At 66.7% G+C, this 22,444-nt stretch carries 17 protein-coding genes; 4 read left to right on the top strand and 13 right to left on the bottom strand.

Annotated features, from left to right (window positions below; genetic code table 11):
- Positions 1–27 precede the first annotated feature (27 nt).
- The 5 genes from hflC to miaA form a co-directional block, all read right to left on the bottom strand.
- A complete protein-coding gene (gene hflC / locus IHE47_RS07140; protein WP_192105187.1) occupies positions 28–900 on the bottom strand; it encodes a protease modulator HflC in 873 nt (290 codons plus the stop codon).
- Positions 897–1,979: an FtsH protease activity modulator HflK gene (gene hflK / locus IHE47_RS07135; RefSeq protein ID WP_192105186.1), complete on the bottom strand. Its 1,083-nt coding sequence runs from the start codon at positions 1,977–1,979 to the stop codon at positions 897–899. Before hflK ends, hflC begins: the two co-directional genes overlap by 4 nt.
- A 160-nt stretch (positions 1,980–2,139) precedes the next feature.
- Entirely contained in the window at positions 2,140–3,537 is a 1,398-nt protein-coding gene (hflX, locus tag IHE47_RS07130; RefSeq protein ID WP_192105185.1) for a ribosome rescue GTPase HflX, read from the bottom strand.
- 72 nt (positions 3,538–3,609) lie between these two features.
- Positions 3,610–3,888 (bottom strand): RNA chaperone Hfq, encoded by a 279-nt coding sequence (gene hfq, locus IHE47_RS07125; RefSeq protein ID WP_192105184.1) that lies wholly within the window; start codon positions 3,886–3,888, stop codon positions 3,610–3,612.
- 84 nt (positions 3,889–3,972) lie between these two features.
- A complete protein-coding gene (gene miaA / locus IHE47_RS07120; RefSeq protein ID WP_192105183.1) occupies positions 3,973–4,980 on the bottom strand; it encodes a tRNA (adenosine(37)-N6)-dimethylallyltransferase MiaA in 1,008 nt (335 codons plus the stop codon).
- Between the two features lie 201 nt (positions 4,981–5,181).
- Here miaA and IHE47_RS07115 point away from each other — a divergent pair, with 201 nt between their 5' ends.
- Positions 5,182–5,901 (top strand): hypothetical protein, encoded by a 720-nt coding sequence (locus IHE47_RS07115; protein ID WP_192105182.1) that lies wholly within the window; start codon positions 5,182–5,184, stop codon positions 5,899–5,901.
- Between the two features lie 85 nt (positions 5,902–5,986).
- Positions 5,987–7,021: an L-threonine 3-dehydrogenase gene (gene tdh / locus IHE47_RS07110; protein ID WP_192105181.1), complete on the top strand. Its 1,035-nt coding sequence runs from the start codon at positions 5,987–5,989 to the stop codon at positions 7,019–7,021.
- Between the two features lie 58 nt (positions 7,022–7,079).
- Here tdh and IHE47_RS07105 read toward each other — a convergent pair whose 3' ends face one another.
- Positions 7,080–7,631: a hypothetical protein gene (locus tag IHE47_RS07105; protein ID WP_192105180.1), complete on the bottom strand. Its 552-nt coding sequence runs from the start codon at positions 7,629–7,631 to the stop codon at positions 7,080–7,082.
- A gap of 220 nt (positions 7,632–7,851) precedes the next feature.
- Here IHE47_RS07105 and IHE47_RS07100 point away from each other — a divergent pair, with 220 nt between their 5' ends.
- Positions 7,852–11,454 (top strand): DUF748 domain-containing protein, encoded by a 3,603-nt coding sequence (locus IHE47_RS07100; RefSeq protein WP_192105179.1) that lies wholly within the window; start codon positions 7,852–7,854, stop codon positions 11,452–11,454.
- A gap of 139 nt (positions 11,455–11,593) precedes the next feature.
- Positions 11,594–12,787: a glycine C-acetyltransferase gene (gene kbl / locus IHE47_RS07095; RefSeq protein WP_192105178.1), complete on the top strand. Its 1,194-nt coding sequence runs from the start codon at positions 11,594–11,596 to the stop codon at positions 12,785–12,787.
- 3 nt (positions 12,788–12,790) lie between these two features.
- Here kbl and IHE47_RS07090 read toward each other — a convergent pair whose 3' ends face one another.
- The 7 genes from IHE47_RS07090 to acnD all read right to left on the bottom strand — a co-directional run bounded on the left by IHE47_RS07090 (position 12,791) and on the right by acnD (position 22,342).
- Positions 12,791–13,540, bottom strand: coding sequence for a pseudouridine synthase (locus IHE47_RS07090; RefSeq protein WP_192105177.1), 750 nt, complete (start codon positions 13,538–13,540; stop codon positions 12,791–12,793).
- Between the two features lie 141 nt (positions 13,541–13,681).
- Positions 13,682–14,773, bottom strand: a complete 1,092-nt coding sequence (locus IHE47_RS07085) for an OmpA family protein (protein WP_192105176.1) — start codon at positions 14,771–14,773, stop codon at positions 13,682–13,684.
- Positions 14,774–15,103: 330 nt separating this feature from the next.
- Positions 15,104–16,171 (bottom strand): OmpA family protein, encoded by a 1,068-nt coding sequence (locus IHE47_RS07080; RefSeq protein WP_192105175.1) that lies wholly within the window; start codon positions 16,169–16,171, stop codon positions 15,104–15,106.
- Positions 16,172–16,362: 191 nt separating this feature from the next.
- On the bottom strand, positions 16,363–17,814 hold the full coding sequence (locus IHE47_RS07075) for a bifunctional 2-methylcitrate dehydratase/aconitate hydratase (RefSeq protein WP_192105174.1): 1,452 nt from the start codon (positions 17,812–17,814) through the stop codon (positions 16,363–16,365).
- 132 nt (positions 17,815–17,946) lie between these two features.
- Complete coding sequence (gene prpF, locus IHE47_RS07070) at positions 17,947–19,131, bottom strand: 2-methylaconitate cis-trans isomerase PrpF (protein ID WP_192105173.1); 1,185 nt, start codon at positions 19,129–19,131, stop codon at positions 17,947–17,949.
- A gap of 29 nt (positions 19,132–19,160) precedes the next feature.
- Positions 19,161–19,751, bottom strand: a complete 591-nt coding sequence (locus IHE47_RS07065; RefSeq protein ID WP_192105172.1) for a 2'-5' RNA ligase family protein — start codon at positions 19,749–19,751, stop codon at positions 19,161–19,163.
- Positions 19,748–22,342 (bottom strand): Fe/S-dependent 2-methylisocitrate dehydratase AcnD, encoded by a 2,595-nt coding sequence (gene acnD, locus IHE47_RS07060; protein WP_192105171.1) that lies wholly within the window; start codon positions 22,340–22,342, stop codon positions 19,748–19,750. Before acnD ends, IHE47_RS07065 begins: the two co-directional genes overlap by 4 nt.
- Positions 22,343–22,444: the final 102 nt, after the last annotated feature.

Genomic DNA, 22,444 nt, shown 5'->3' with positions numbered 1-22,444 from the left:
AGTGGTTCGCCGGCCGCCGCGATGGCGTCAATGCTTCGCCGCGTCGGGGTTGCCGAAGTAATGCAGGAATTCGGAATCGGGCTTCATGATCAACACGCCGTTGCCGCCCTCGAACGCCTTCCTGTAGGCGGCGAGGCTGCGGTAGAACGCGAAGAACTCGGGATCCTGGCTGTACGACTGCGCGTAGATCGCCGCGGCCTGCGCATCGCCCTCGCCGCGCACCTTGGCGGCGTCGCGCTCGGCGTCTGCGCGCAGCACCTGGCCCTGGCGGTCGGCATCGGCCTTGATCTTCTCGGCCGCCTCCTGACCGGTGTAGCGCAGCTCGTTGGCCAGTTGCAGGCGCTCGGCCTTCATCCGCTTGTACACCGATTCGCTCACCTCGTCGGGCAGGTCGATGCGCTTGATGCGCACGTCCACCACGGCGATGCCGAGGTTCTTGCGTGCGGAGGCATCGGTCTGCTGGCGCACGCGTTGGGTGATGTCCTTGCGGCCGCCGGAGATCAGCTCCTGCAGCGTGCGCGCGTTGAACTCGAAGCGCAGCGCGTCCTTCACGATGGGGGTCAGCCGCTGCTCGGCCTGCAACTGGTCGCCGCCGGTGGCGCGGTAGTAGTCCGCGTTGTCGGCGATGCGCCACTTCACGTAGAAGTCGACGTTGACGCTCTTCTTCTCGGAGGTGAAGTAGCGCTCCGGCTGCGCGTCCAGCGACAGGATGCGCTTGTCGAAGTGCAGCACCTGCTGGATCACCGGCAGCTTGACGTGCAGGCCCGGCGGGTAGTCGGCGTGCACGATGCGGCCGAACTGCAGCAGCAGCGCGCTCTGCCCCTCGCCCACCACGAACACGCTGTTGAGGCCGAGCAGCGCCAGCAGCACGACGACGAGGATCGCAATGACGCCCTTCATGGCTGGCCTCCCTTGTCCGTGGCGGCATCGCCGGTGGAACTGGCCGCGGCGGGCGCGACCACCGCGGCGGCCTTGCCGCCGTCGTCCGGCGCAGGATGCGCATGGTTGCCGCCGGGCAGGTTGATGATGTTGCGGCCGCCGGAGCCGTCGATCACCTTGGGATTGTCGGCCGCCACTTTTTCCATCGTCTCCAGCCACAGCCGCTTGCGCGTCACCACGGGCGCGGCCTTGTATTCCTTGAGCAGCAGGTCGAAACGGGCGGTGTCGCCCTGCGCGCGCGCGATGCGCTCGGCCTTGTAGCCCTCGGCCTCGGCGGCGATGCGCGACGCGTCGCCGCGCGCCACCGGCACCACCTTGTTGGCGTAGGCCAGCGCGGCGTTCTCGATGCTCTGCTTGTCCTCGCGCGCGTTGTTGACGTCGTCGAAGGCGTCCTTCACCTCGGCCGGCGGCGCCACGTTCTGGAAACTCACCTCGGTGACGCGCAGGCCGCAGTTGTAGCCGTCCAGCGTCTTCTGCAGCGCCTGCTGCGCCTCGGTCACCAGGGTCGCGCCATCGGCGGAAAGCACCTGGTCCATGTCGCTGCCGCCGACCACCGAACGCACCGCGGCCTCGGCCGCCGCGCTCACGCTGCCGTCCGGGTCGCTCACCGAGAACAGGTACTTGTACGCATCGTCCACCTGGTACTGCACGGTGAAGTCGATGGTGATGATGTTCTCGTCGCGGGTGAGCATGGAAACGCGGTCGTTGACCGAACGGATGCCCGTGGCCTCGACCTTGTCCACCGTCTCGACCGGGTTGGGCAGCTTGAGGTGGAAGCCGGGCGGCAAGGTGCGCGAGTACTCGCCGAAACGCAGCACCACGCCGACCTGGCGCGCGTCGATGATGGTGTAGCTGCTCATCAGCAGGAACACCACGACGACCACGACGATCGCGACGAGGATGCCGCCGGGGCCACGGCCCAGCTTGCCGAGATGCTTGCCGAAGCTCTTCAGCCACTGGTCCGGCGCCAGGCCGCCGTTATTCGGGCGCTGCCGGTTCCATGGGTCGCGCTGCCCGCCACCGGGTTCGTTCCAAGCCATTGTCAGTCTCCTGGGGGGCGCTTGGGAGGCCGGCAAACTGCGCCGGAACGCATCGTGGATAAGGGAAATCGCATGTGGCGTGAGGGGATCGCGTGTCGATGCGGCGACCGAGGTTTTTCGGCAGCACAAACGCTGGGCATTTTAGCAGAACCGGGCGAAATCAGGATGCCACGCCGGCCAGCAGCCCGCGCAGCAGTTCGTTTTCTGCGGTACTGCCACCGTTGAGCGGCGCGATCACGCTGCGCGGCGCGTCGATGCGCAGGCACCAGCCGTGCTCGTCCACCTGCTCGCCGGCGATCGCACCGGCGGCCTTCAGCCGCGCGTGCAACCGGCCCGCCGTCAGCGGCAGGCGCAACTCGGACTGCACCCGCTCGCCGCCGAGCAGCTCGCCCAGCGCCTGGCGCAACAGTTCGATACCCGCGCCGGTGGCAGCCGACAGCCACACGGCCTGCGGCTTGCCCTCGGCGTCGCGATCGATGCGCGGTTGCATGGCCGTTTCGCGAGCCGCCACATCCGGAGCGGCGCCTGCTTGATCTTCGCCGGCAGGGACGCCGGCACTGGCGTCACCGCCGGCACCCGTACTACCCATCAAATCTATCTTGTTGAAGACGCGCAGCTGCGGCACGTCGCCCGCGCCGATCTCCTCCAGCACCTGGTCGACCACGCGGCGCAGCGGCTCGCGCTCCTCGTCGGCGGCATCGCTGACATGCAGCAGCAGGTCGGCGTCGCGCGCCTCGGCCAGCGTACCGCGGAAAGCCGCGACGAGGTCGTGCGGCAACTCGCGGATGAAACCCACGGTGTCGGCGATCACCGCCGGGCCGCAGGCGAGGTCGTCGAGCCGGCGCACGGTGGGATCGAGCGTGGCGAACAACTGGTCGGCGGCATACACGCCGCCGGCGGTGAGCGTGTTGAACAAGGTGGACTTGCCGGCATTGGTATAGCCCACCAGGGCCACCCGCGGCACCGTGTTGCGCAGACGCGCGCGGCGCTGCTGGCCGCGCTGGGTCTGCACTTTTTCGAGGCGTTTGGTGAGCTGCTTCACCCGTTCGGCGAGCAGGCGGCGGTCGGTTTCCAGCTGGGTTTCGCCGGGGCCGCGGTTGCCGATCGCGCCGCCGCGCTGGGCGTCCAGGTGGGTCCAGCCGCGCACCAGCCGGGTGGCGACGTGCTTGAGCTGGGCCAGCTCCACTTCCAGCTTGCCTTCGTGCGAGCGAGCGCGCTGGGCGAAGATGTCCAGGATCAGGCCGGCGCGATCGACCACGCGCGCACTGAGGTGCTTCTCCAGATTGCGCTCCTGCACCGGGCTGAGCAGGTGGTCGACCAGCACCAGGTCGGCCTCCAGCGCACGCACCATCTCGGCCACTTCATCGGCCTTGCCGCTGCCGATGTAAAAGCGCGGATTGGGTACTTCCACGCGCGCGGAAATACTGCCCAGCACCTCGGCGCCGGCCGACTTGACCAGCTCCGCGAATTCGGCCGCGCGACGCTCGGCATCGCCGCTGCCGCGCGCGTGCGGCAGCACGAGTACGGCGCGTTCGCCTTTCTTCTGACGATCAAACACGTGGGATGGCGGCCTCTGCGAATGGGCGGAGTCGGGACGACCCTGCCTTCATATGGGCCAACCGGCCGTCAATCAAGCATCCGTGGCGTCGGCCGAGGGAGCTGCGTCGACATGCGCCTCGTGGCCCTCGTGGCCGGTGCCGATACGCACGTTGCGGCTGGGCACCACGGTCGAGATGGCGTGCTTGTACACCATCTGGCTGACCTGGTTGCGCAGCAACACCACGAACTGGTCGAAAGACTCGACCGTACCCTGCAGCTTGATGCCATTCACCAGGTAGATGGCCACCGGCACGCGTTCGCGGCGCAAGGCATTGAGGAAAGGATCCTGCAGCGATTGTCCCTTGGACATTTCTTGTTCTCCCCTGAGCGGCACCCGGACCGGGGAAAAAACGCCATTGGCGCCCCGGCCCAACGGAATCGATGTTAACCGGGTTCAAGGGCTTGAAGGAAGGGGGTTTTCCGGGCGATGGCGCACGGAATCACCGCCGCTTCGGCCCGTCGCTCCAAGAAACGGCCGCACGGCTTCGGCGGCCCGCGCGAGCGGTGGCGCCAGCTCCGGGTCGAGCACGCGCGCGTCCAGCTCGGCGCGCAGCCAGGTGATCTGCCGCTTGGCCAGTTGCCGGGTGGCGAAGATCGCGCGGTCGCGGAAGTCCGCGGCATCGCCTTGGCCGTCCAGGTATTCCCAGCCCTGCCGGTAACCCACCGCGCGTATCGCCGGCAGGTCGGCATGCAGGTCGCCACGCTTGCGCAGCACGCGCACTTCCTCGAGGAAGCCTGCCGCCAGCATCGCGTCGAAACGCTGCGCAATGCGCGTATGCAGCGGCCGGCGATCCGCCGGCAACAGCGCCAGCTTGAGCACCCGCCACGGAAATACCCCGCCGCTGCCGCCGCGCTGCAGCTCGGACAATGGCCGCCCGCTCAACTCGATCACTTCGAGCGCACGTTGCAGGCGCTGGGCATCGTTCCGGCCAATGCGCGCGGCGGCGGCGGGATCGCGTTGCGCCAGTCGCGCATGCATGGCCGGCCAACCGATGCGTGCGGCCTCGTCCGCCAGTCGCGCGCGGACGGCAGGATCGGCCTCGGGCAGCTCGGAAAGCCCACGCTGCAGCGCACGGAAATACAGGCCGGTGCCGCCGACCAGCAGCGGCACCCTGCCCTGCGCCGTGATTCCGCGCATGGCCGCCAGCGCATCGTCGCGGAACTCCGCCGCGGAATACGGTTGCGCCGGATCGCGTATGTCGATCAGCGCATGCGGATGGCGCGCCAGCGTGGCCGCATCCGGCTTGGCCGCACCGATGTCGAGGCCGCGATACACCAGCGCCGAATCCACGCTGAGCAGGCCCAGCGGGAAGCGGTCCGCCAGCTCGCAGGCGAGCGCGGTCTTGCCCGAGGCGGTGGGGCCCATCAGGAAGATCGCGAGGGGACGTGCGTCGAGGCTCATGCGGGTCGTGACGGCAGCGGATGCGCAAGCGTAGCCGAACGCAGCTGGACAAAACTTCGCCAATGCGTGGCAAGTGCCTGTGACAACGGCGTGAAACGGAGTTGTCCACATGCTTGTCCCGTGCGTATCCACATCCGCTGTGGATAGAACCCGGCATGGCCTGCCTGTAATCGACAAACCGTCTCGCGCGTTTGCCCCTGCATGCCCAAGTCCAGCCCCCTGATCGCCGCCCTCCTCGCCTCCGCCCTGGTCGCCGCAAGCACCTGGGCCATCGCGCAACAGCCCATCGCACTGCCCGACTTCAATGGCCTGTGGCGCCTCAACGACACGGGCAGCGACAGTCCGGAGCAGGTCACCGCCATGCTGCGTGCCGAGTTGCGGCACGAGCAATCCCCCAGCGTGGCACCGGCCAGCGCCTCGTCCAGCGGCAACTCGTCGCAACAAGGCATCCATTCCGGCCACTCGGGCGGACGCGGCGGGATGGGAGGCGGCCATTCAGGCGGCATGGGTGGCGGCGGGCACGGGCACGGCGGTGGCAAGGCGGACGCCAGCAGCACGTCGGCCGATTCGTTCAGCGACGACGACATGCTCAAACTGCCGCCCACCCTGGCCAACGACGCCGTGCTGATCGTGCAGCAGGATGCCGACGCGCTGCAGGCCAGGCTCGAAAACGGCGAGCAACTGGCCGTGCCGGTCAGCGGCCGCGACCGGCACACGCTGGACGGCAACGCCATCGCCCACCGGCAGGATGCCGGCCAGGACCTGCGCTTCAGCCTGCAATTCAACGACGGCAGCCATCTCGACGAAACCTGGTCGCGCTCCGCCGACGGGCATGCCCTGCAAGTCACCGAACAGTGGCAGCCGGGGTTCCTGCAACGCCCGGTGGTGTTCCACCGCAACTACGTGCGCATCGACCAGTAGCCGCCCGGGGCGCGGCGACGGCGGCCGTGGATTTATAATCGCGGTCTTTCCCCGCCCGTTCGGGCCAGCCACTGGATTCCCCCTCATGCCGCAGACGATGAAAGCCCTGGTGAAGCGCCACGCCGAGAAAGGCATCTGGATGGAAGAGGTGCCGGTGCCCGAAGTCGGCCCGAACGAGGTGCTGATCAAGCTGGAGAAGACCGCGATCTGCGGCACCGACCTGCACATCTACAAGTGGGACGAGTGGAGCCAGCGCACGATCAAGCCGGGCCTGACCATCGGTCACGAGTTCGTCGGCCGCATCGTGGAGATCGGCCCCGGCGTCACCGGCTACAAGATCGGCGACCGCGTCTCGGCCGAAGGCCACATCGTGTGCGGCCACTGCCGCAACTGCCGCGCCGGCCGCCAGCACCTGTGCCCGAACACCATCGGCATCGGCGTGAACCGCAACGGCGCGTTTGCCGAATACATGACCATGCCGGCCTCGAACCTGTGGCCGATCCCGGACCAGATCCCGTCGGAGCTGGCCGCGTTCTTCGACCCCTACGGCAACGCCGCGCACTGCGCGCTGGAGTTCGACCTGATCGGCGAAGACGTGCTGATCACCGGCGCGGGCCCGATCGGCATCATTGCCGCCGGCATCGCCAAGCACGTGGGCGCGCGCAACGTGGTGGTCACCGACATCAACGACTACCGCCTCAAGCTGGCCGCCGACATGGGCGCCACCCGCGTGGTGAACGTGGCCAACCAGTCGCTGAAGGACGTGATGAAGGATCTGCACATGGAAGGCTTCGACGTGGGTCTGGAAATGAGCGGCAACCCGCGCGCGTTCGGCGACATGCTCGACTGCATGTACCACGGCGGCAAGGTCGCCATGCTCGGCATCATGCCGCGCGGCGCCGGCATCGACTGGGACAAGGTGATCTTCAAGGGCCTCACCCTGCAGGGCATCTACGGCCGCCGCATGTACGAGACCTGGTACAAGATGACCCAGATGGTGCTGACCGGCTTCCCGCTGCAGAAGGCGCTCACCCACCAGATCCACATCGACGATTTCCAGAAGGGCTTCGACCTGATGGATGCCGGTACCTGCGGCAAGGTCGTCTGTTCCTGGAACTGATGCGTTGGATGCGAGCGAAACGGGCCGGCTTCAGAAGCCGGCCCGTTTTTCATGGTCGTCATTTGGCGGAAGGTGTCCCGGTCGCCGTCGACGGAATTCCCGCCGTGAGCTTGAACGTGCACCAGGCGCCAGTACCACCGACGCCGGCGGTCATGTTGCCCGTCACCATCTCGCACGGACCGTTGATGCGGTCGCCGCGCATTCTCCAGTAGCCGCGCATGACCGGGCCGATCGAGGCCAGGGTGAAATAGACGTTGGAACTGCCGTCGGCCCGCGGCTCCGCGTGCAAGGCCACATCCATGTAAACCTGCGCCGTGACACGCTTGCCGTTGACGCGGGCGGGTGACCTGGTCCAGTCCTGCACGCTGTTCCAGAGCAGCTGGTTCACCTGCGTGGGCAAGCGCTGCGAATGCTGGATGTCGCGAACCTGCCCCTTGTTGGTCACGATCACCAGCAGGGGAATGTTCGTGACCGTGCCGGACCGGGCCTGGGTGGCGCCACTGGCTGCCGATTGGGGAAGACTTGCCGGCGAAGCATCGTGGGCGGCGACACCCGCTCCGAACAACATCGATACGGCAAGGCCAAGCAGTAGCCCATTTGCACGTTTCATGGCTTCGCTCCTGCAAATGCCGCGTTGTCGTGGCTATCCGGACTTCTACTCCCGGGGGTTGAAGCGGTCAATTGGTGCATGTCCTTGCGTTTGGCGTGGGTTTCCACTCCCTGCAACAGGCCATGCAGGCCGCAACGAAGCGCGAAGGAAAGTGAGCCACGCCGCCGATTTTCCTTTCACGTAAACTTTCACGGTCGACGCGCAACGGGATACCGCGATCATGAACGATCCTCGCCCAGCAGCTTCCCCTCTGGCGATGGCGCGCGACCGCGCCGGACGGCTGTATCGCTCGCGGCGCACGCGCAAGACCGTGCTGGTGATTGCCATCGTGCTGGTTGTGTTCGGCCTGCTCGGTTTCCTGGTCGCTCCACCGATCATCAGGAGCCAGTTGCAGACCCGGCTCACCGCCCTGCTCGACCGCCCGGTCAGCGTGGACGCGGTGCACCTGGATCCGTTCACCCTGCGGCTGGAACTGGACAAGCTGCACATCGGCGACCGCGATGGCCGTTCGCCGTTCGTGGACATCGACCGCACCGTGGTCAATGCCTCGTGGAGCTCGCTGTTCCGCCTGGCGCCGATCCTCGACGAACTCTCGCTGCAGCATCCGCAGCTGCACATCGCGCGCACCGCGCCGCAGCAGTTCAACTTCTCCGACCTGATCACCAAATTCGCCGGCGGTCCGCCGAAGCCGGGCAGCCAGCCAGCGCGCTTCGCGCTGTCCAACATCAGCGTCACCGATGGCGACATCGCCTTCACCGACGCGGTGTCGAACGCCACGCACCACATCGACCATCTCGACCTGGGCATCCCGTTCATCGCCAACCTGCCGCGCGACACCGACGTGTTCGTGCAGCCGCTGCTGGCGATGAACGTGGACGGCAGCCCGTTGCGCATCGCCGGCCAGACCAAACCGTTCGCGGACAGCCTCGAGTCGGACATCAGCTTCTCGCTGGATCACCTCGACCTGCCGCGCTACCTCGGCTACGTGCCGGCGAAGTTGCCGGTGGCGATTCCGCGTGGCCAGTTGTCCGGCAAGCTCGACCTGCAGTTCGTGCAGGCGAAATCCGGCCCGCAGGTGCGTCTCGGCGGCCAACTGCAACTCGACGACTTCGCACTGGCCACGCCCGACAACGCACCGCTGCTTGAACTGGCCCACGCCGACGCCGCGCTGGCCGACGTGGAGCCCCTGTTGTCGCGCTACCGTCTCGGCGCCGTGTTGCTCAATGGCCTCAGCCTGCACTACACCCGCACGGCCGGCGGCCACAGCAATTTCGATGCGCTGACCGGCGGCGACTCTGCGAAGCCCGCTGCACCGGCCAAGGCCGCCACGCCCGCCACCGAAGTGGGCATCGCCGCGCTGACCCTGCAAGGCGGCCGTTTCGAATACACCGACGCCAGCGGTCACAAGCCCGCCACGCTGGCGCTGGAAAACATCCACGGCACGCTGCGCGGCCTGTCCACGATCGCCGCACCACCGGCTGCGCTCGATATCGCCACCACGCTGAACGGCGGCAGCCTCGCGTTGAGCGGCAAGCTCGACGTGGCGAACAGCCGCTACGACGGCAAGCTGGGCCTGAAAGGCGTGGGCCTGCCGCCGTTGTTGCCGCTGGCGCCACCGATGCTCAACGCCGAGCTGGCCAAGGGCACGCTGGATGCGGATGGCCAGTTGCTCGCGGACTGGGGCAAGAGCTTCAACCTCACGTTGCAAACGACCACCGCAACGATCAACGACCTCGCCCTGCAGCAGGGCAAGCGCTCGCCGCTCGCATGGCAATCGCTGGAAGCCGGCATCACGCAGCTCGATCTCGCCAGCAGCACGGCGCAACTCGACCACGTCACCCTGCACGGCCTGCAGGTCGAGGCGCGGCGCCTGCAGGACGGCAACATCGACCTGACCGGCCTGATGAAGTCCGAGCCGTCGCATGGCCCGCGCAAACCTTCGCCGCCCTCGCCCGGCTGGCACTGGAGTATCGCCCACGTCGGCGTCGACGGCATGCTGGCGCTCACCGATCCGCGCATTGCCGGCAGGAACAGCCGCACTGCGCTCAAGTTGGCGCACGCCAGCTTCGATGGCCTTTCCAGCGACATGCACAAGCCACTGAAGCTGGCGGTGGACGGCGGCATCGGCCGCGGCAGCCTGCGCGTGGACGGCACGCTGCGTCCGCAGCCGCGGGATGCCAACCTGCAAGTGCGCACCGCGCGGCTCGACATCGCCCCGCTGCAATCGCTGGTCGCGGTGCCGCTCAACGTGACGCTCACCAGCGCCACGCTCAGTGCGGATGGCCATGTACGTTACCGCGACCACCAGCCGCAGGCGCTGCTGGACTGGCGCGGCCGCGTCACGCTGGGCAACGTGCGCGTGCAGGACAAGCTCACCGGCGACGACTTCCTGCGCTGGAACTCGCTCAGCGCCAGTGGCCTCAGCGTGCGCATGGGCGAGGACGTGCCGCACGTGACGGTGGCCGGGCTGGCGCTGGACGATTTCTACGCCCGCGTCATCATCAACGCGAACGGCCGCACGAACATGCAGGACGTGGTGGCCAATCCGGCCGCAGCGCCCGTTTCGGTGACGCAGGCGCGACAGACTCCTTCGGCCACGACCAAGCCGCAGGCCGCGGCCACGCCCGCATCCGCCGGCACGGCCGCGGCGCCAGTTGCCGACATTACGATCGGCGGCATCACGCTGGCGCGCGGCCACCTCAACTACACCGACAACTTCATCAAGCCGAACTACACCGCCAACATCACCCAGCTCGACGGCAAGGTGGGCGCGTTCGGCACCGCCGGCGGACCGCCTGCCGACATGAACCTGCAGGGCCAGCTCGACGACAACGCGCCGGTGGACATCACCGGCACGATCAACCCGCTGGCGCCGACCGCCTTCCTCGACGTGAAGGGCAAGGCCGACGGCGTCGAACTCACCCACCTGTCGCCATACTCGGGCAAGTACACCGGCTACCCGATCACCAAGGGCCGGCTGACGATGGACGTGCACTACCAGCTCGACAACGGCAAGCTCAACGCCGACAACCACATCTTCATCACCCAGCTCACCTTCGGCGACGCCATCCAGGGCCCCGGCATCAGCCACCTGCCGGTGAAGCTGGCGGTGGCGCTGCTGAAGGATGCCGACGGCAACATCGACGTGGACGTACCGGTGTCCGGTTCGCTGGACGACCCGCAGTTCAGCGTGGGCGGCCTGATCTGGCACGCCTTCGTCAACCTGATCGGCCGCGCGGTGACCTCGCCGTTCCGGCTGATCGCCTCGGCGATGGGCGGCGGCGGCAAGCAGCAGGACCTTGGCTACGTGGAATTCGCCCCCGGCTCCTCCGTCCTCGACGCGAAGGCGCAGGACAAGCTCGCGCAGATCGTGAAGATCCTGCAGCAGAAGACCTCGCTGAAGCTGGACATCACCGGCCGCGTCGATCCGAAGTTCGACGAGGACGGCCTGCGCAAGACGATGGTGGACGACCTGGTGCAGCAGGAAGCCGGCGAAGGTACTGACCTCTCTAAGCTCACACCGGACCAGTACGACAAGTACCTGAAGAAGGCGTACAAGCACGCCAAGTTCACCAAGCCGCGCGACGCCATCGGCCTCACCAAGTCGCAGCCGCCGGACGTGATGCGCAAGCTGCTGGAAACCAACATGCCGGTGGATGCGGACGCACTACGCCACCTCGCCGAGCGCCGCGCCGATGCCGTGCGCGCCGCGCTTCGCGGCAAGCTCGACGACAGCCGCGTGTTCGTGCTGGCGCCCAAGGTCGATGCCAAGGGCATCGATGATGCAGGCAAGACCACGCGCGTCGATTTCGGCCTGCACTGAGAGCCCGAGGTTTCCGTTGTCGGCGAAAAGCCGGCGTGGCCTTGGCATCACATCCGCACTGGCCGGATAGTGGGCCACCATGGATGGCGATCGTAAAAAGGCCGACAATAGGCGCTTTCCCCACGAGCGGAATCCCACCATGAGCTACCCCGGCCAGGCGCGCTACGCCAGCGAACTGAAATCCATCCGCGAGCAGGGCCTGTTCAAGGCCGAGCGCGTGATCGTCTCGCCGCAGTCGGCCGAGATCGAGCTGGAGGGCGGCCGCAAGGTGCTGAACTTCTGCGCCAACAACTACCTCGGCCTGGCCGACCACCCCGAGGTGATCCAGGCCGCCAAGGACGCGCTGGACACGCACGGCTTCGGCATGGCCAGCGTGCGCTTCATCTGCGGTACGCAGGACCTGCACAAGCAACTGGAAAAGCAGATCGCCGAATTCTTCGGCACCGAGGACACCATCCTCTATGCCGCCTGCTTCGACGCCAACGGCGGCCTGTTCGAGCCGCTGCTGGGCGAGGAGGATGCGGTGATCTCCGACGCGCTCAACCACGCCTCGATCATCGACGGCATCCGCCTGTGCAAGGCCAAGCGCTACCGCTACGCCAACAGCGACATGGCCGATCTGGAAAAGCAGTTGCAGGCTGCCGATGCCGCGGGGGCACGTACCAAGCTGATCAGCACCGACGGCGCGTTCTCGATGGACGGTTTCATCGCGAAACTGGACCAGATCACCACCCTGGCCGCGAAGTACAACGCCTTGGTGCACATCGACGAATGCCACTGCACCGGCTTCCTCGGCGAAACCGGCCGCGGCTCCGCCGAAGTCAACGGCGTGATGGACAAGATCGACATCTTCACCGGTACGCTGGGCAAGGCGCTGGGTGGCGCGCTGGGCGGCTTCACCACTGCTCGCGCCGAAATCGTCGAGATGCTGCGTCAGCGCTCGCGCCCCTACCTGTTCTCCAACTCGCTGCCGCCGCACGTGGTGGCCGCCGCGATCAAGGTGTTCGACATGCTCGCCTCCGCCGGTGAGCTGCGCACGAAGGTGCAGGAGAACACCCGCTACTTCCGCGAGCAGATGACCAAGGCCGGCTTCGACATCAAGCCCGGCGTGCACCCCATCGTGCCGGTGATGATCTACGACGCGCCCAAGGCGCAGGCGATGGCCACGGCCCTGCTCGACGAGGGCATCTACGTCACCGGCTTCTTCTATCCGGTGGTGCCGCAGGGCCAGGCGCGCATCCGCACACAGATGAGCGCGGCGCATACGCGCGAGCACCTGGATCGCGCCATCGCGGCGTTCACCAAGGTGGGCAAGCAGCTCGGCGTGATCTGACGCTCAACGCGTCCTGAGCGCAGCCACCTCGGCGGCGCTCAGGTGGCGCCACTGCCCCTTGGCGAGCTCACCAAGCGTCAGCGGCCCGATCGTCACGCGCACCAGCCTCAGCACCTCGAAACCCAGGGCCGCCAGCAGGCGGCGGATGTGCCGGTTGCGGCCTTCGTCCAGCACCACTTCCAGCCAGGCGTTCTTCTCGCCCGCACGCAGCAGCTCGACCTTGCGCGCCTTGAGCAGGTCCGCGCCTTCACGGACGCCGGCCAGCATCGCCGCCAGCGCCCCGGCATCCGGCTGTCCAGCCACCTGCACGTGATAGGTCTTGTCGAGATGCATGCTCGGCTCGGTGATGCCCGCCGCCCACACGCTGTCGTTGCTGAGCAGCAGCAGACCTTCGCTGGCCTTGTCCAGCCGTCCCACCGGGCCCAGCCACGGCAGGTCGGCATCACGCAGCAGGTCATACACGGTATCGCGGCCACGTTCGTCGGCGGCGCTCACCACGATGCCACGCGGCTTGTTGAGTGCAAGGTAGACGCGCTGCACCGCGGCCACCGCCACGCCATCCAGGCTGAGTTGCTGACGTTCCGCATCGACCGGATGCTCGGGATCGCGCACCACGCGACCGTCCACGCCAACACGCCCGGCGCGCACTGCGGCCTCGGCCTGGCTGCGCGAGCACACGCCCCATTTGCTCAGTACTCGGGCGATGCCATGACGTTTGCCGCCTTGCGATCCGGATTGTCGTACATGAGTCATCAGGCAAGCCTATGCGGCGGCGCAACTCCTTTTGCAATCATCCATGATCGCGGGAATCAAACGGGCGGCCGTCCATGGCCGCACTACCCACGAAAAAGCCCGGCCTGAGCCGGGCTTCTTCGTGACACTCGACAAGTCCGATTACTGCTGGACCTGCAATTCCACGCGGCGGTTCTGCGCCTGACCCGCGACGGTGCTGTTGTCGCCGATCGGGTTGTCTTCGCCGTGGCCGACCGGGCCTTCCAGACGGCTCGCGTCGATGCCGTGGCTGGTCAGGTAGTCGTACACGATCTGCGCGCGACGCTCCGACAGCGACTGGTTGTACGCCGGGGTGCCCTTGCTGTCCGTGTAGCCCGCCACCGTCACGTGCACGTCCGGGTAGCGCTTCAGGGTATCCACCGCCTGGTCCAGGATCGCCACCGAGTCCGACGTCGGCACGGCCAGCGCCTTGTCGATCTCCGAAGCGTGCACATGGCCCTTCTTCGGGAAGTCGAACTTGAAGTTCACGCCACGCAGGTCGATCACCACCTTCTGCGGCGCCGGGGCTTCCTGCACGGGAGCGGGAGCCGGGGCCGGGGCCGGGGCGACCGGGGCCGGAGCCGCCGGAACCGCACCGATGCGCGACACGATGCTCAGGCCCAGGAACCAATCGCCGTAGCCGCTCTTGGTCGGCTGGCTCTGGTCGTCCCAGTCATAGCGATAGCCGCCTTCCACGCGGATGTCGGAACTGTCGGTGATCGACTTGGAGATACCCAGACCCAGCTCGGCCGCCGGATCCCAGCTGCTGTCCATCGGGTTCTTGTGCTCGCTGCCCATGACGCCAGCCAGCAGGTAGGGGCGCCACGAGCCGTTGGCGAAATACCAGCGTGCGGCAACACCCACGGTGTTGTTGGCCCAATGGGCATTGCCGTTACCGCCGCCGTTGGCGGCACCGCGGTCGATCGTGCGGCTGGTGCGGTCGGCAAACAGGTCGAGCGAGAGATCCGGGGTGAAGAACTTGCCCACGCCCAAGCCGTAGTAGATCTGGCGGCTGTTGGTGTTGCGATCGGAATCGTTGTAGTAACCACCGATGGTCGGCGCGATGTACCAACGGTCATCGAAACCGTTCGGCCACGCTGGAGCGGCCGTGCTGTCGCTGCTGCCCGTGCTTGCGGCCGTGTTGTCCTGCGCATGAACGGCACCCACGCCGCCCAACGCCAGGGCAACCATGAAATAAAGGCCCTTGTGCTTCATCAGGTCTCTCCTCGTCAATTTGATCTTGGTGTCCGCTACACGCCAAACGGGGGAATGCGTGGCGCAGCTTTGAACATTTGACTGCTTTGTTTATGTGCCGCTGCTTGGCGGTCGTACTCTGTAAGCGGAGGCGAGTGTAGCAAAATCGTTAAACCCCAAGCATGGCGGGAAAACCTCTTTTGCACTCCCCGGTACACTAACGTTCAGGGTTGGCAAACACCTCCGGCCAGCTTGCCCACATGCTGCTCTCAAGCAGCCGGCTGCTGGTCTTGCCCTCACGAAAAAGCCCGGCCTGAGCCGGGCTTTTTCGTGACACCGTGACAAGTCCGATTACTGTTGGACCTGCAGCTCCACGCGACGGTTCTGTGCGCGGCCCGCATCGGTGGCGTTGTCGCCGATCGGGTTGTCTTCGCCGTGGCCGATCGGGCCTTCCAGACGGCTCGCGTCGATGCCGTGGCTGGTCAGGTAGTCGTACACGATCTGCGCGCGACGCTCCGACAGCGACTGGTTGTACGCCGGGGTGCCCTTGCTGTCCGTGTAGCCCGCCACCGTCACGTGCACGTCCGGGTAGCGCTTCAGGGTATCCACCGCCTGGTCCAGGATCGCCACCGAGTCCGACGTCGGCACGGCCAGCGCCTTGTCGATCTCCGAAGCATGCACATGGCCCTTCTTCGGGAAGTCGAACTTGAAGTTCACGCCACGCAGGTCGATCACCACCTTCTGCGGCGCCGGGGCTTCCTGCACGGGAGCGGGAGCCGGGGCCGGAGCCGGGGCGACCGGGGCCGGAGCCGCCGGAACCGCACCGATGCGCGACACGATGCTCAGGCCCAAGAACCAATCGCCGTAGCCATTGCGGGTCGACTGGCTCTGGTCGTCCCAGTCATAGCGATAGCCGGCTTCCAGGCGCACGTCGGAGCTGTCGGTCACCGCCTTGGCGATACCCACGCCGACCTGAGCCGCCGGATCCCAGCTGCTGTCCATCGGGTTCTTGTGGTGGCTGCCCAGCACGCCAGCCATCACATAGGGACGCCACGAATCGGTGCCGAAGTAGTAGCGGGCGGCGACGCCGATGTTGTTGCTGGCCCAGGTACCGGCATTGTGGTTGATGTCGCGCGAAGTGCGGTCGGCGAACACATCGATCGAGGTATTGGACGAGATGAACTTGCCAAACCCGAGGCCGTAGTAGATCTGGCTGCTGTCGGTGTGGCGATGCGAGTCGTTGAAATAACCGCCAACGGTCGGCGCGATGTACCAGCGGTCATCGAAGCCGTTCGGCCACGCCGGAGCAGCCGCGCTGTCGCTGCTGCCGGTGCTCGCCGCCGTGTTGTCCTGAGCATGGACGACACCCACGCCGGCCAAGGCCAAGGCAACCATGAAATAAAGACCCTTGTGCTTCATCAGGATTCTCCCTTTTCGTTATTGAAACAACCGCACCGCACCACCGGGATCCGGTGACTCTCGCACAAAGCAAGAAAGACCAATTCTGCTTCACGGTAAACTAACATACTAAGCTAAACGCAACAATCTTTGACTATCCATTGCTGTTAAGCAACATACAGTTTTCGTCAAGGTTTGCTGCTATTGCGTATTCACAGCGTGAACAAGCCCATGAATTGCTGGATCGGCATGGCATCCAGCTTCACCATGTCGTCAATCGCTTCGAGTATGGCCTCGACCTTGCCCGTCGGCAGATGGCCGCGCATGGCTACCTCGAATTTCTTCAGCAGCACCGGGATGCCCTCGGCGCGCCGTTTGCGGTGCCCTATCGGATAGTCGATGGACACCTTCTCCGTACTGCTGCCGTCATCGAAGAACACTTGTACGGCGTTGCCGATGTAGCGCCTTTCCGGGTCGAAGTAGTCCCTGGTGAACTGCGGATTCTCGGATACTAACATCTTGTCGCGCAGCGCTTCGATGCGCGGATCGGCGGCCACTTCGTCGCCGTAGTCGTCCGCGCTGAGGCGGCCGAAGATCAGCGGCACCGCGACCATGTACTGGATGCAGTGGTCGCGGTCGGCGTAGTTGGCCAGCGGACCGGTCTTGTCGATGATGCGCATGCCCGCTTCCTGCGTCTCGATCACGACCCGCTCGATCCGGTCGAGCCTGCCGGCCACCGCGCCATGCAGCTTCATGGCGCACTCCACTGCCGTCTGGGCATGGAATTCGGCCGGGAAGCTGATCTTGAACAGCACGTTCTCCATCACGTAGCTACCGAACGGGCGCTCGAACTCGAACGCGTTGCCCTTGAAGGCCGCGTCGTAATAGCCCCACGTCTTCGCCGACAGCGCCGATGGATAGCCGGCCACGCCACGCTGCACCGCGTTGATCGCATGGATGACGGCCCGGCGGCAGGCATCGCCGGCGGCCCAGCTCTTGCGCGGACCGGTGTTTGGCGCATGGCGATAGGTTCGCAGCGCACCGTTGTCGATCCAGCTGTGCGAGACGGCGGCGACGATCTGCTCCCTGTCGCCTCCCAGCATGTGCGCGGCGACGGCCGTGGATGCCAGGCGCACCAGGATCACGTGGTCCTGGCCGACGCGGTTGAAGCTGTTCTTCAGCGCATAGCAACCCTGGATCTCGTGCGCCTTGATGGCATGGCCCAGCACGTCGCGCACGGTCAGCGGCTTGCCTCCTTCGCGCCCGGCCTTGCGGTCCAGCCAGTCTGCCACGGCCAGGATGGCGCCCAGGTTGTCCGACGGATGGCCCCACTCGGCAGCCAGCCAGGTGTCGTTGAAGTCCAGCCAGCGGATCTGCGTGCCGATGGCGAATGCCGCCTGCACCGGATCCAGCTCGTGGTTGGTACCCGGCACGCGGGCACCGCCCGGCAGGCTGGCGCCCGGCACGATCGGGCCCAGGTGCTTGACGCACTCGGGGAATCGCATCGCCATCATCGCCGTGGCCAGCGAGTCCAGCAGCATGTAGCGCGCGGTGTCGTACGCGCCGGTGGAATCGATCCGGTAGTCGACGACGTAGTTGGCCACGTCGACCATGGGCTGGTCGGGGTTCGGCCGCCTGGCGGAACGGATGTCCTGCGTATTCATGGGGCCCGTCTCCTGTGTTGGAGCAACCACCACGCACCGGGATGGCTTGACCCTGTCACCCGGCGCAGACCTCGCTGAAGCAGCCTGCCCCTGTCGCGTGGCGGCAGGGAGCGACGCATTGCGCGGCGGGATTTACGCCGCAGGCACGCGCACCCGACCTTCCATCAGCACGCGTGCGCTCCGGCTCATGATCGCCTTGGTGACGGTCCACGTACCGTCAACGAGCGCCGCCTCCGCGCCCACCCGCAGCGTCCCCGACGGATGGCCGAAACGCACCGCCCGGCGCTCGCCACCGCCGGCCGCAAGGTTCACCAGGGTGCCCGGGATCGCTGCGGCGGTTCCGATGGCCACCGCCGCCGTGCCCATCATGGCGTGATGCAGCTTGCCCATCGACATCGCACGCACCAGCAAGTCGATGTCGCCCGCCCGCACCGGCCTGCCGCTCGACGCGGCGTAATCGGCCGGCCGGGCGACGAAGGCCACCTTGGGCGTGTGCTGGCGCGTGGCGATCTCGTCGAGGGACCTGATCAGGCCCATGCGCAACGCGCCGTGCGCGCGGATGGCCTCGAACATCGCCAGCGCCCTGGCATCGCCGTTGATGGCATCCTGCAGCTCGGTGCCGGTGTAGCCGATCGCGGAGGCTTCCACGAAGATCGTGGGGATGCCCGCGTTGATCATGGTCGCCTTGAGCGTGCCGACGCCCGGCACCACCAGGTCGTCGACCAGGTTCCCGGTGGGGAACATCGCGCCACCGGCGCCCTCCTCCTCGGCGGCCGGGTCCATGAACTCCAGTTGCACCTCGGCCGCCGGGAAGGTCACGCCGTCCAGCTCGAAATCGCCGGTTTCCTGCACGGCGCCGTCGGTCATCGGCACGTGCGCGATGATGGTCTTGCCGATGTTCGCCTGCCAGATGCGGACGGTGGCCATGTCGTCGCGCGGTACGCGCGCGGGATCGACCAGGCCGCCCGAGATGGCGAACGGGCCGACCGCCGCCGACAGGTTGCCGCAGTTGCCGCTCCAGTCGACGAAGGCCTTGTCGATGGCCACCTGGCCGAACAGGTAATCCACGTCGTGGTCCGGCCGCGTGCTTCTGGACACGATCACCGTCTTGCTGGTGCTGGAGGTGGCGCCGCCCATGCCGTCGATCTGCTTGCCGTAGGGATCGGGACTGCCGATCACGCGCAGCAGCAGCGCGTCGCGCGCGGCGCCCGGCGCCTGCGCCGCTTCGGGCAGATCTCCGAGGCGGAAGAACACGCCCTTGCTGGTGCCACCACGCATATAGGTGGCGGGAATGCGGACTTGTGCAGCATGCGACATGGGAATCTCCGGAAGTGTCCGCCGCCGCTTCAGAACAAGCCGGGCTGCGTGACGGGGGGATCGATTTCAGGCAGCAAGGGCCAACGGCCGATGATGTCGTAACGGTACGGATTGCCGCCGCCGATGGCGAGACAAAGCTCGTCGATGGTCCAGGTGACGGGCGGATCGAGCACGACCTTGTCCAGCGGGTCGCGTGCGCAATAGCTCAGGGTCATGTGCGGCGTCACGCCGGTGGCGATGCGACCGAATCCTGCGTGGCCAAGGCGGCCCCGGACCTCCTGCAGCAAGGCGGCGAACGCTTCCGGCACGCCACGCGCACGCATCGTCCAGTGGATCCGGCCCGGCATGCCGGCCGGCCCGTCGATGCGGTTGAAATGCAGCGTGCACGCGGATGCGGATGTGGAAACGGCCGAGCCAACCTGCAGCAGCGCAGCGCATTCTTCCTCGGTGGGCGAAAAAATCCGCTCGGAAAGCGACTGATGCCAGTTCACCGGTGCAAACAGGGCGCTTCGCAGACGTTTGTCCAGCCCGAGCCGCACCAGCAAACCGCGCACTTCATCCACCCAGGCCGGCGGAGGCATGGCCATGAAGAACAAACGCGGCTCTGCGATCCGGCTCATGCCGCCTGCGACGATTCGAGGAAATCCTGCGCGAAACGCTGCAGCACGCCGCCCGCGTCGTAGATCGACACTTCCTCGGCCGTATCGAGCCGGCATGTGACGCTCACCTCGACGCGCTCGCCGTTCCTGCGATGGATGACCAGGGTGAGGTCCGCGCGCGGCTTGCGCGCACCAAGCACGTCGAAGGTCTCGGTGCCGTCGATGCCCAGTGTCTTGCGGTTCGTACCCGGCTTGAATTCCAGCGGCAGCACGCCCATGCCGATCAGGTTGGTGCGGTGGATGCGTTCGAAGCCCTCGGCCGCGATCGCCTCCACGCCCGCCAGCCGCACGCCCTTCGCCGCCCAGTCGCGCGACGAGCCCTGGCCGTAGTCGGCGCCGGCAATCACGATCAGCGGCTGCTTGCGCTCCATGTAGGTCTCGATCGCTTCCCACATGCGCATGACCTTGCCTTCCGGCTCCACGCGCGCCAGCGAACCCTTCTTCACCTCACCGTCGACCACGGCCATCTCGTTGGTGAGCGTCGGGTTGGCGAAAGTCGCGCGCTGCGCGGTCAGGTGGTCGCCACGGTGGGTCGCATACGAATTGAAGTCTTCTTCCGGCAGGCCCATCTTCGCGAGGTACTCGCCTGCCGCGCTGTCGGGCAGGATCGCGTTGGACGGCGACAGGTGGTCGGTGGTGATGTTGTCGCCGAGCACGGCCAGCGGACGCATGCCCTTGAGCGTGCGCTCACCCGCGAGCGCTCCCTCCCAGTACGGCGGACAGCGGATGTAAGTGCTCTGCGCACGCCAGTCGTACAACGGCGCAGCGCGGGTGCCGGCGTGGCCGGTGCGCGCGAACATCGGCTCGTAGACCTTGCGGAACTGCTCGGGCTTCACGCTGGAGGAAACGATCGCGTCGATCTCCTCGTCGCTGGGCCAGATGTCCTTGAGCGTCACCGGCTGGCCGTTGGCGTCGTGGCCCAGCACGTCCTTCTCGATGTCGAAGCGGATGGTGCCGGCGATGGCATAGGCCACCACCAGCGGCGGCGAAGCCAGGAAGGCCTGCTTGGCATACGGATGGATACGGCCGTCGAAATTGCGGTTTCCGGACAGCACGGCCGTCGCGTACAAGTCGCGATCGACGATTTCCTGCTGGATCTTCGGATCGAGTGCGCCGGACATGCCGTTGCAGGTGGTGCACGCGAACGCGACGATGCCGAAGCCGAGCTTTTCCAGCTCCGGCAGCAGGTTCGCTTCTTCCAGATACAGCTGCACGGCCTTGGAGCCGGGTGCCAGCGAACTCTTCACCCACGGCTTGCGCGTGAGGCCACGCGCGTTCGCGTTGCGCGCCAGCAGCGCCGCCGCGATCACGTTGCGCGGATTGCTGGTATTGGTGCAACTGGTGATGGCGGCGATGATCACCGCACCATCGGGCATCTGGCCCGGCTGCTCCGTCCATTCGCCCGCGATGCCGCGCGCAGCGAGATCCGACGTCGGCAGTCGCTTGTGCGGGTTGGACGGGCCGGCCATGTTGCGCACGACAGAAGACAGGTCGAACGTCAGCGTGCGCTCGTACCGCGCATCGGCCAGCGTGTCGGCCCACAGGCCGGCGACCCTGGCGTAGGTTTCCACCAGCCTGACCTGCTCGTCGCTGCGGCCGGTGAGGCGCAGGTAGGCTAGGGTCTGGCCGTCGATGAAGAACATCGCGGCGGTGGCGCCGTATTCGGGCGCCATGTTGGAGATGGTGGCGCGATCGCCCAGCGTGAGGCTGGCCGCGCCTTCGCCGCGGAATTCCAGGTACGCGCCAACCACCTTCTCCTTGCGCAGGAACTCGGTGAGCGCCAGCACGATGTCGGTGGCGGTGATGCCGGGCTGGCGCTTGCCGGTGAGCTCGACGCCCACGATGTCCGGCAGGCGCATCCACGAGGCGCGGCCGAGCATCACGTTCTCGGCCTCCAGCCCGCCTACGCCGACCGCGATGACGCCCAGCGCATCCACGTGCGGCGTGTGGCTGTCGGTGCCCACGCAGGTATCCGGATACGCGACGCCGTCCTGTACCTGGATCACCGGCGACATCTTCTCCAGGTTGATCTGGTGCATGATGCCGTTGCCCGGCGGGATCACGTCGACGTTCTCGAACGCCTGCTTGGTCCACTCGATGAAGTGGAAGCGGTCCTCGTTGCGGCGATCCTCGATCGCGCGGTTCTTCGCGAACGCATTCGGGTCGAAACCGCCGCACTCCACCGCCAGCGAGTGGTCGACGATCAGCTGCACCGGCACCACCGGGTTCACCTTGGCCGGATCGCCGCCGCGCTCGGCGATCGCGTCGCGCAGGCCGGCGAGGTCCACCAGCGCCGTCTGGCCGAGGATGTCGTGGCACACCACGCGCGCCGGGAACCACGGGAAATCGCGCTCGCGCTTGCGCTCGATGATCTGCTTGAGCGACTCGGTGAGGATGGTCGGATCGCAACGGCGCACCAGGTTCTCGGCGAGCACGCGCGAGGTATAGGGCAGCGCGTCATAGGCGCCCGGCTGGATCGCCTCCACGGCGGCGCGCGCGTCGAAATAATCCAGCGACGTGCCTGGGAGGGGTTGGCGGTAGACGGTATTCATGGATAAACCCTGGAGGACGGACGCCCGGCTGACGTGTTCATGGCGCATTTTAGCGGGTGAAGGCCTCTTCCTTAAGGACTCCGGTTTGACTGCCTGGCATGA

It is taken from the genome of Rhodanobacter sp. DHB23, assembly GCF_014842975.1.
Lineage (GTDB): Bacteria > Pseudomonadota > Gammaproteobacteria > Xanthomonadales > Rhodanobacteraceae > Rhodanobacter_A.
This window is presented reverse-complemented; position numbering and strand designations above follow the sequence as displayed.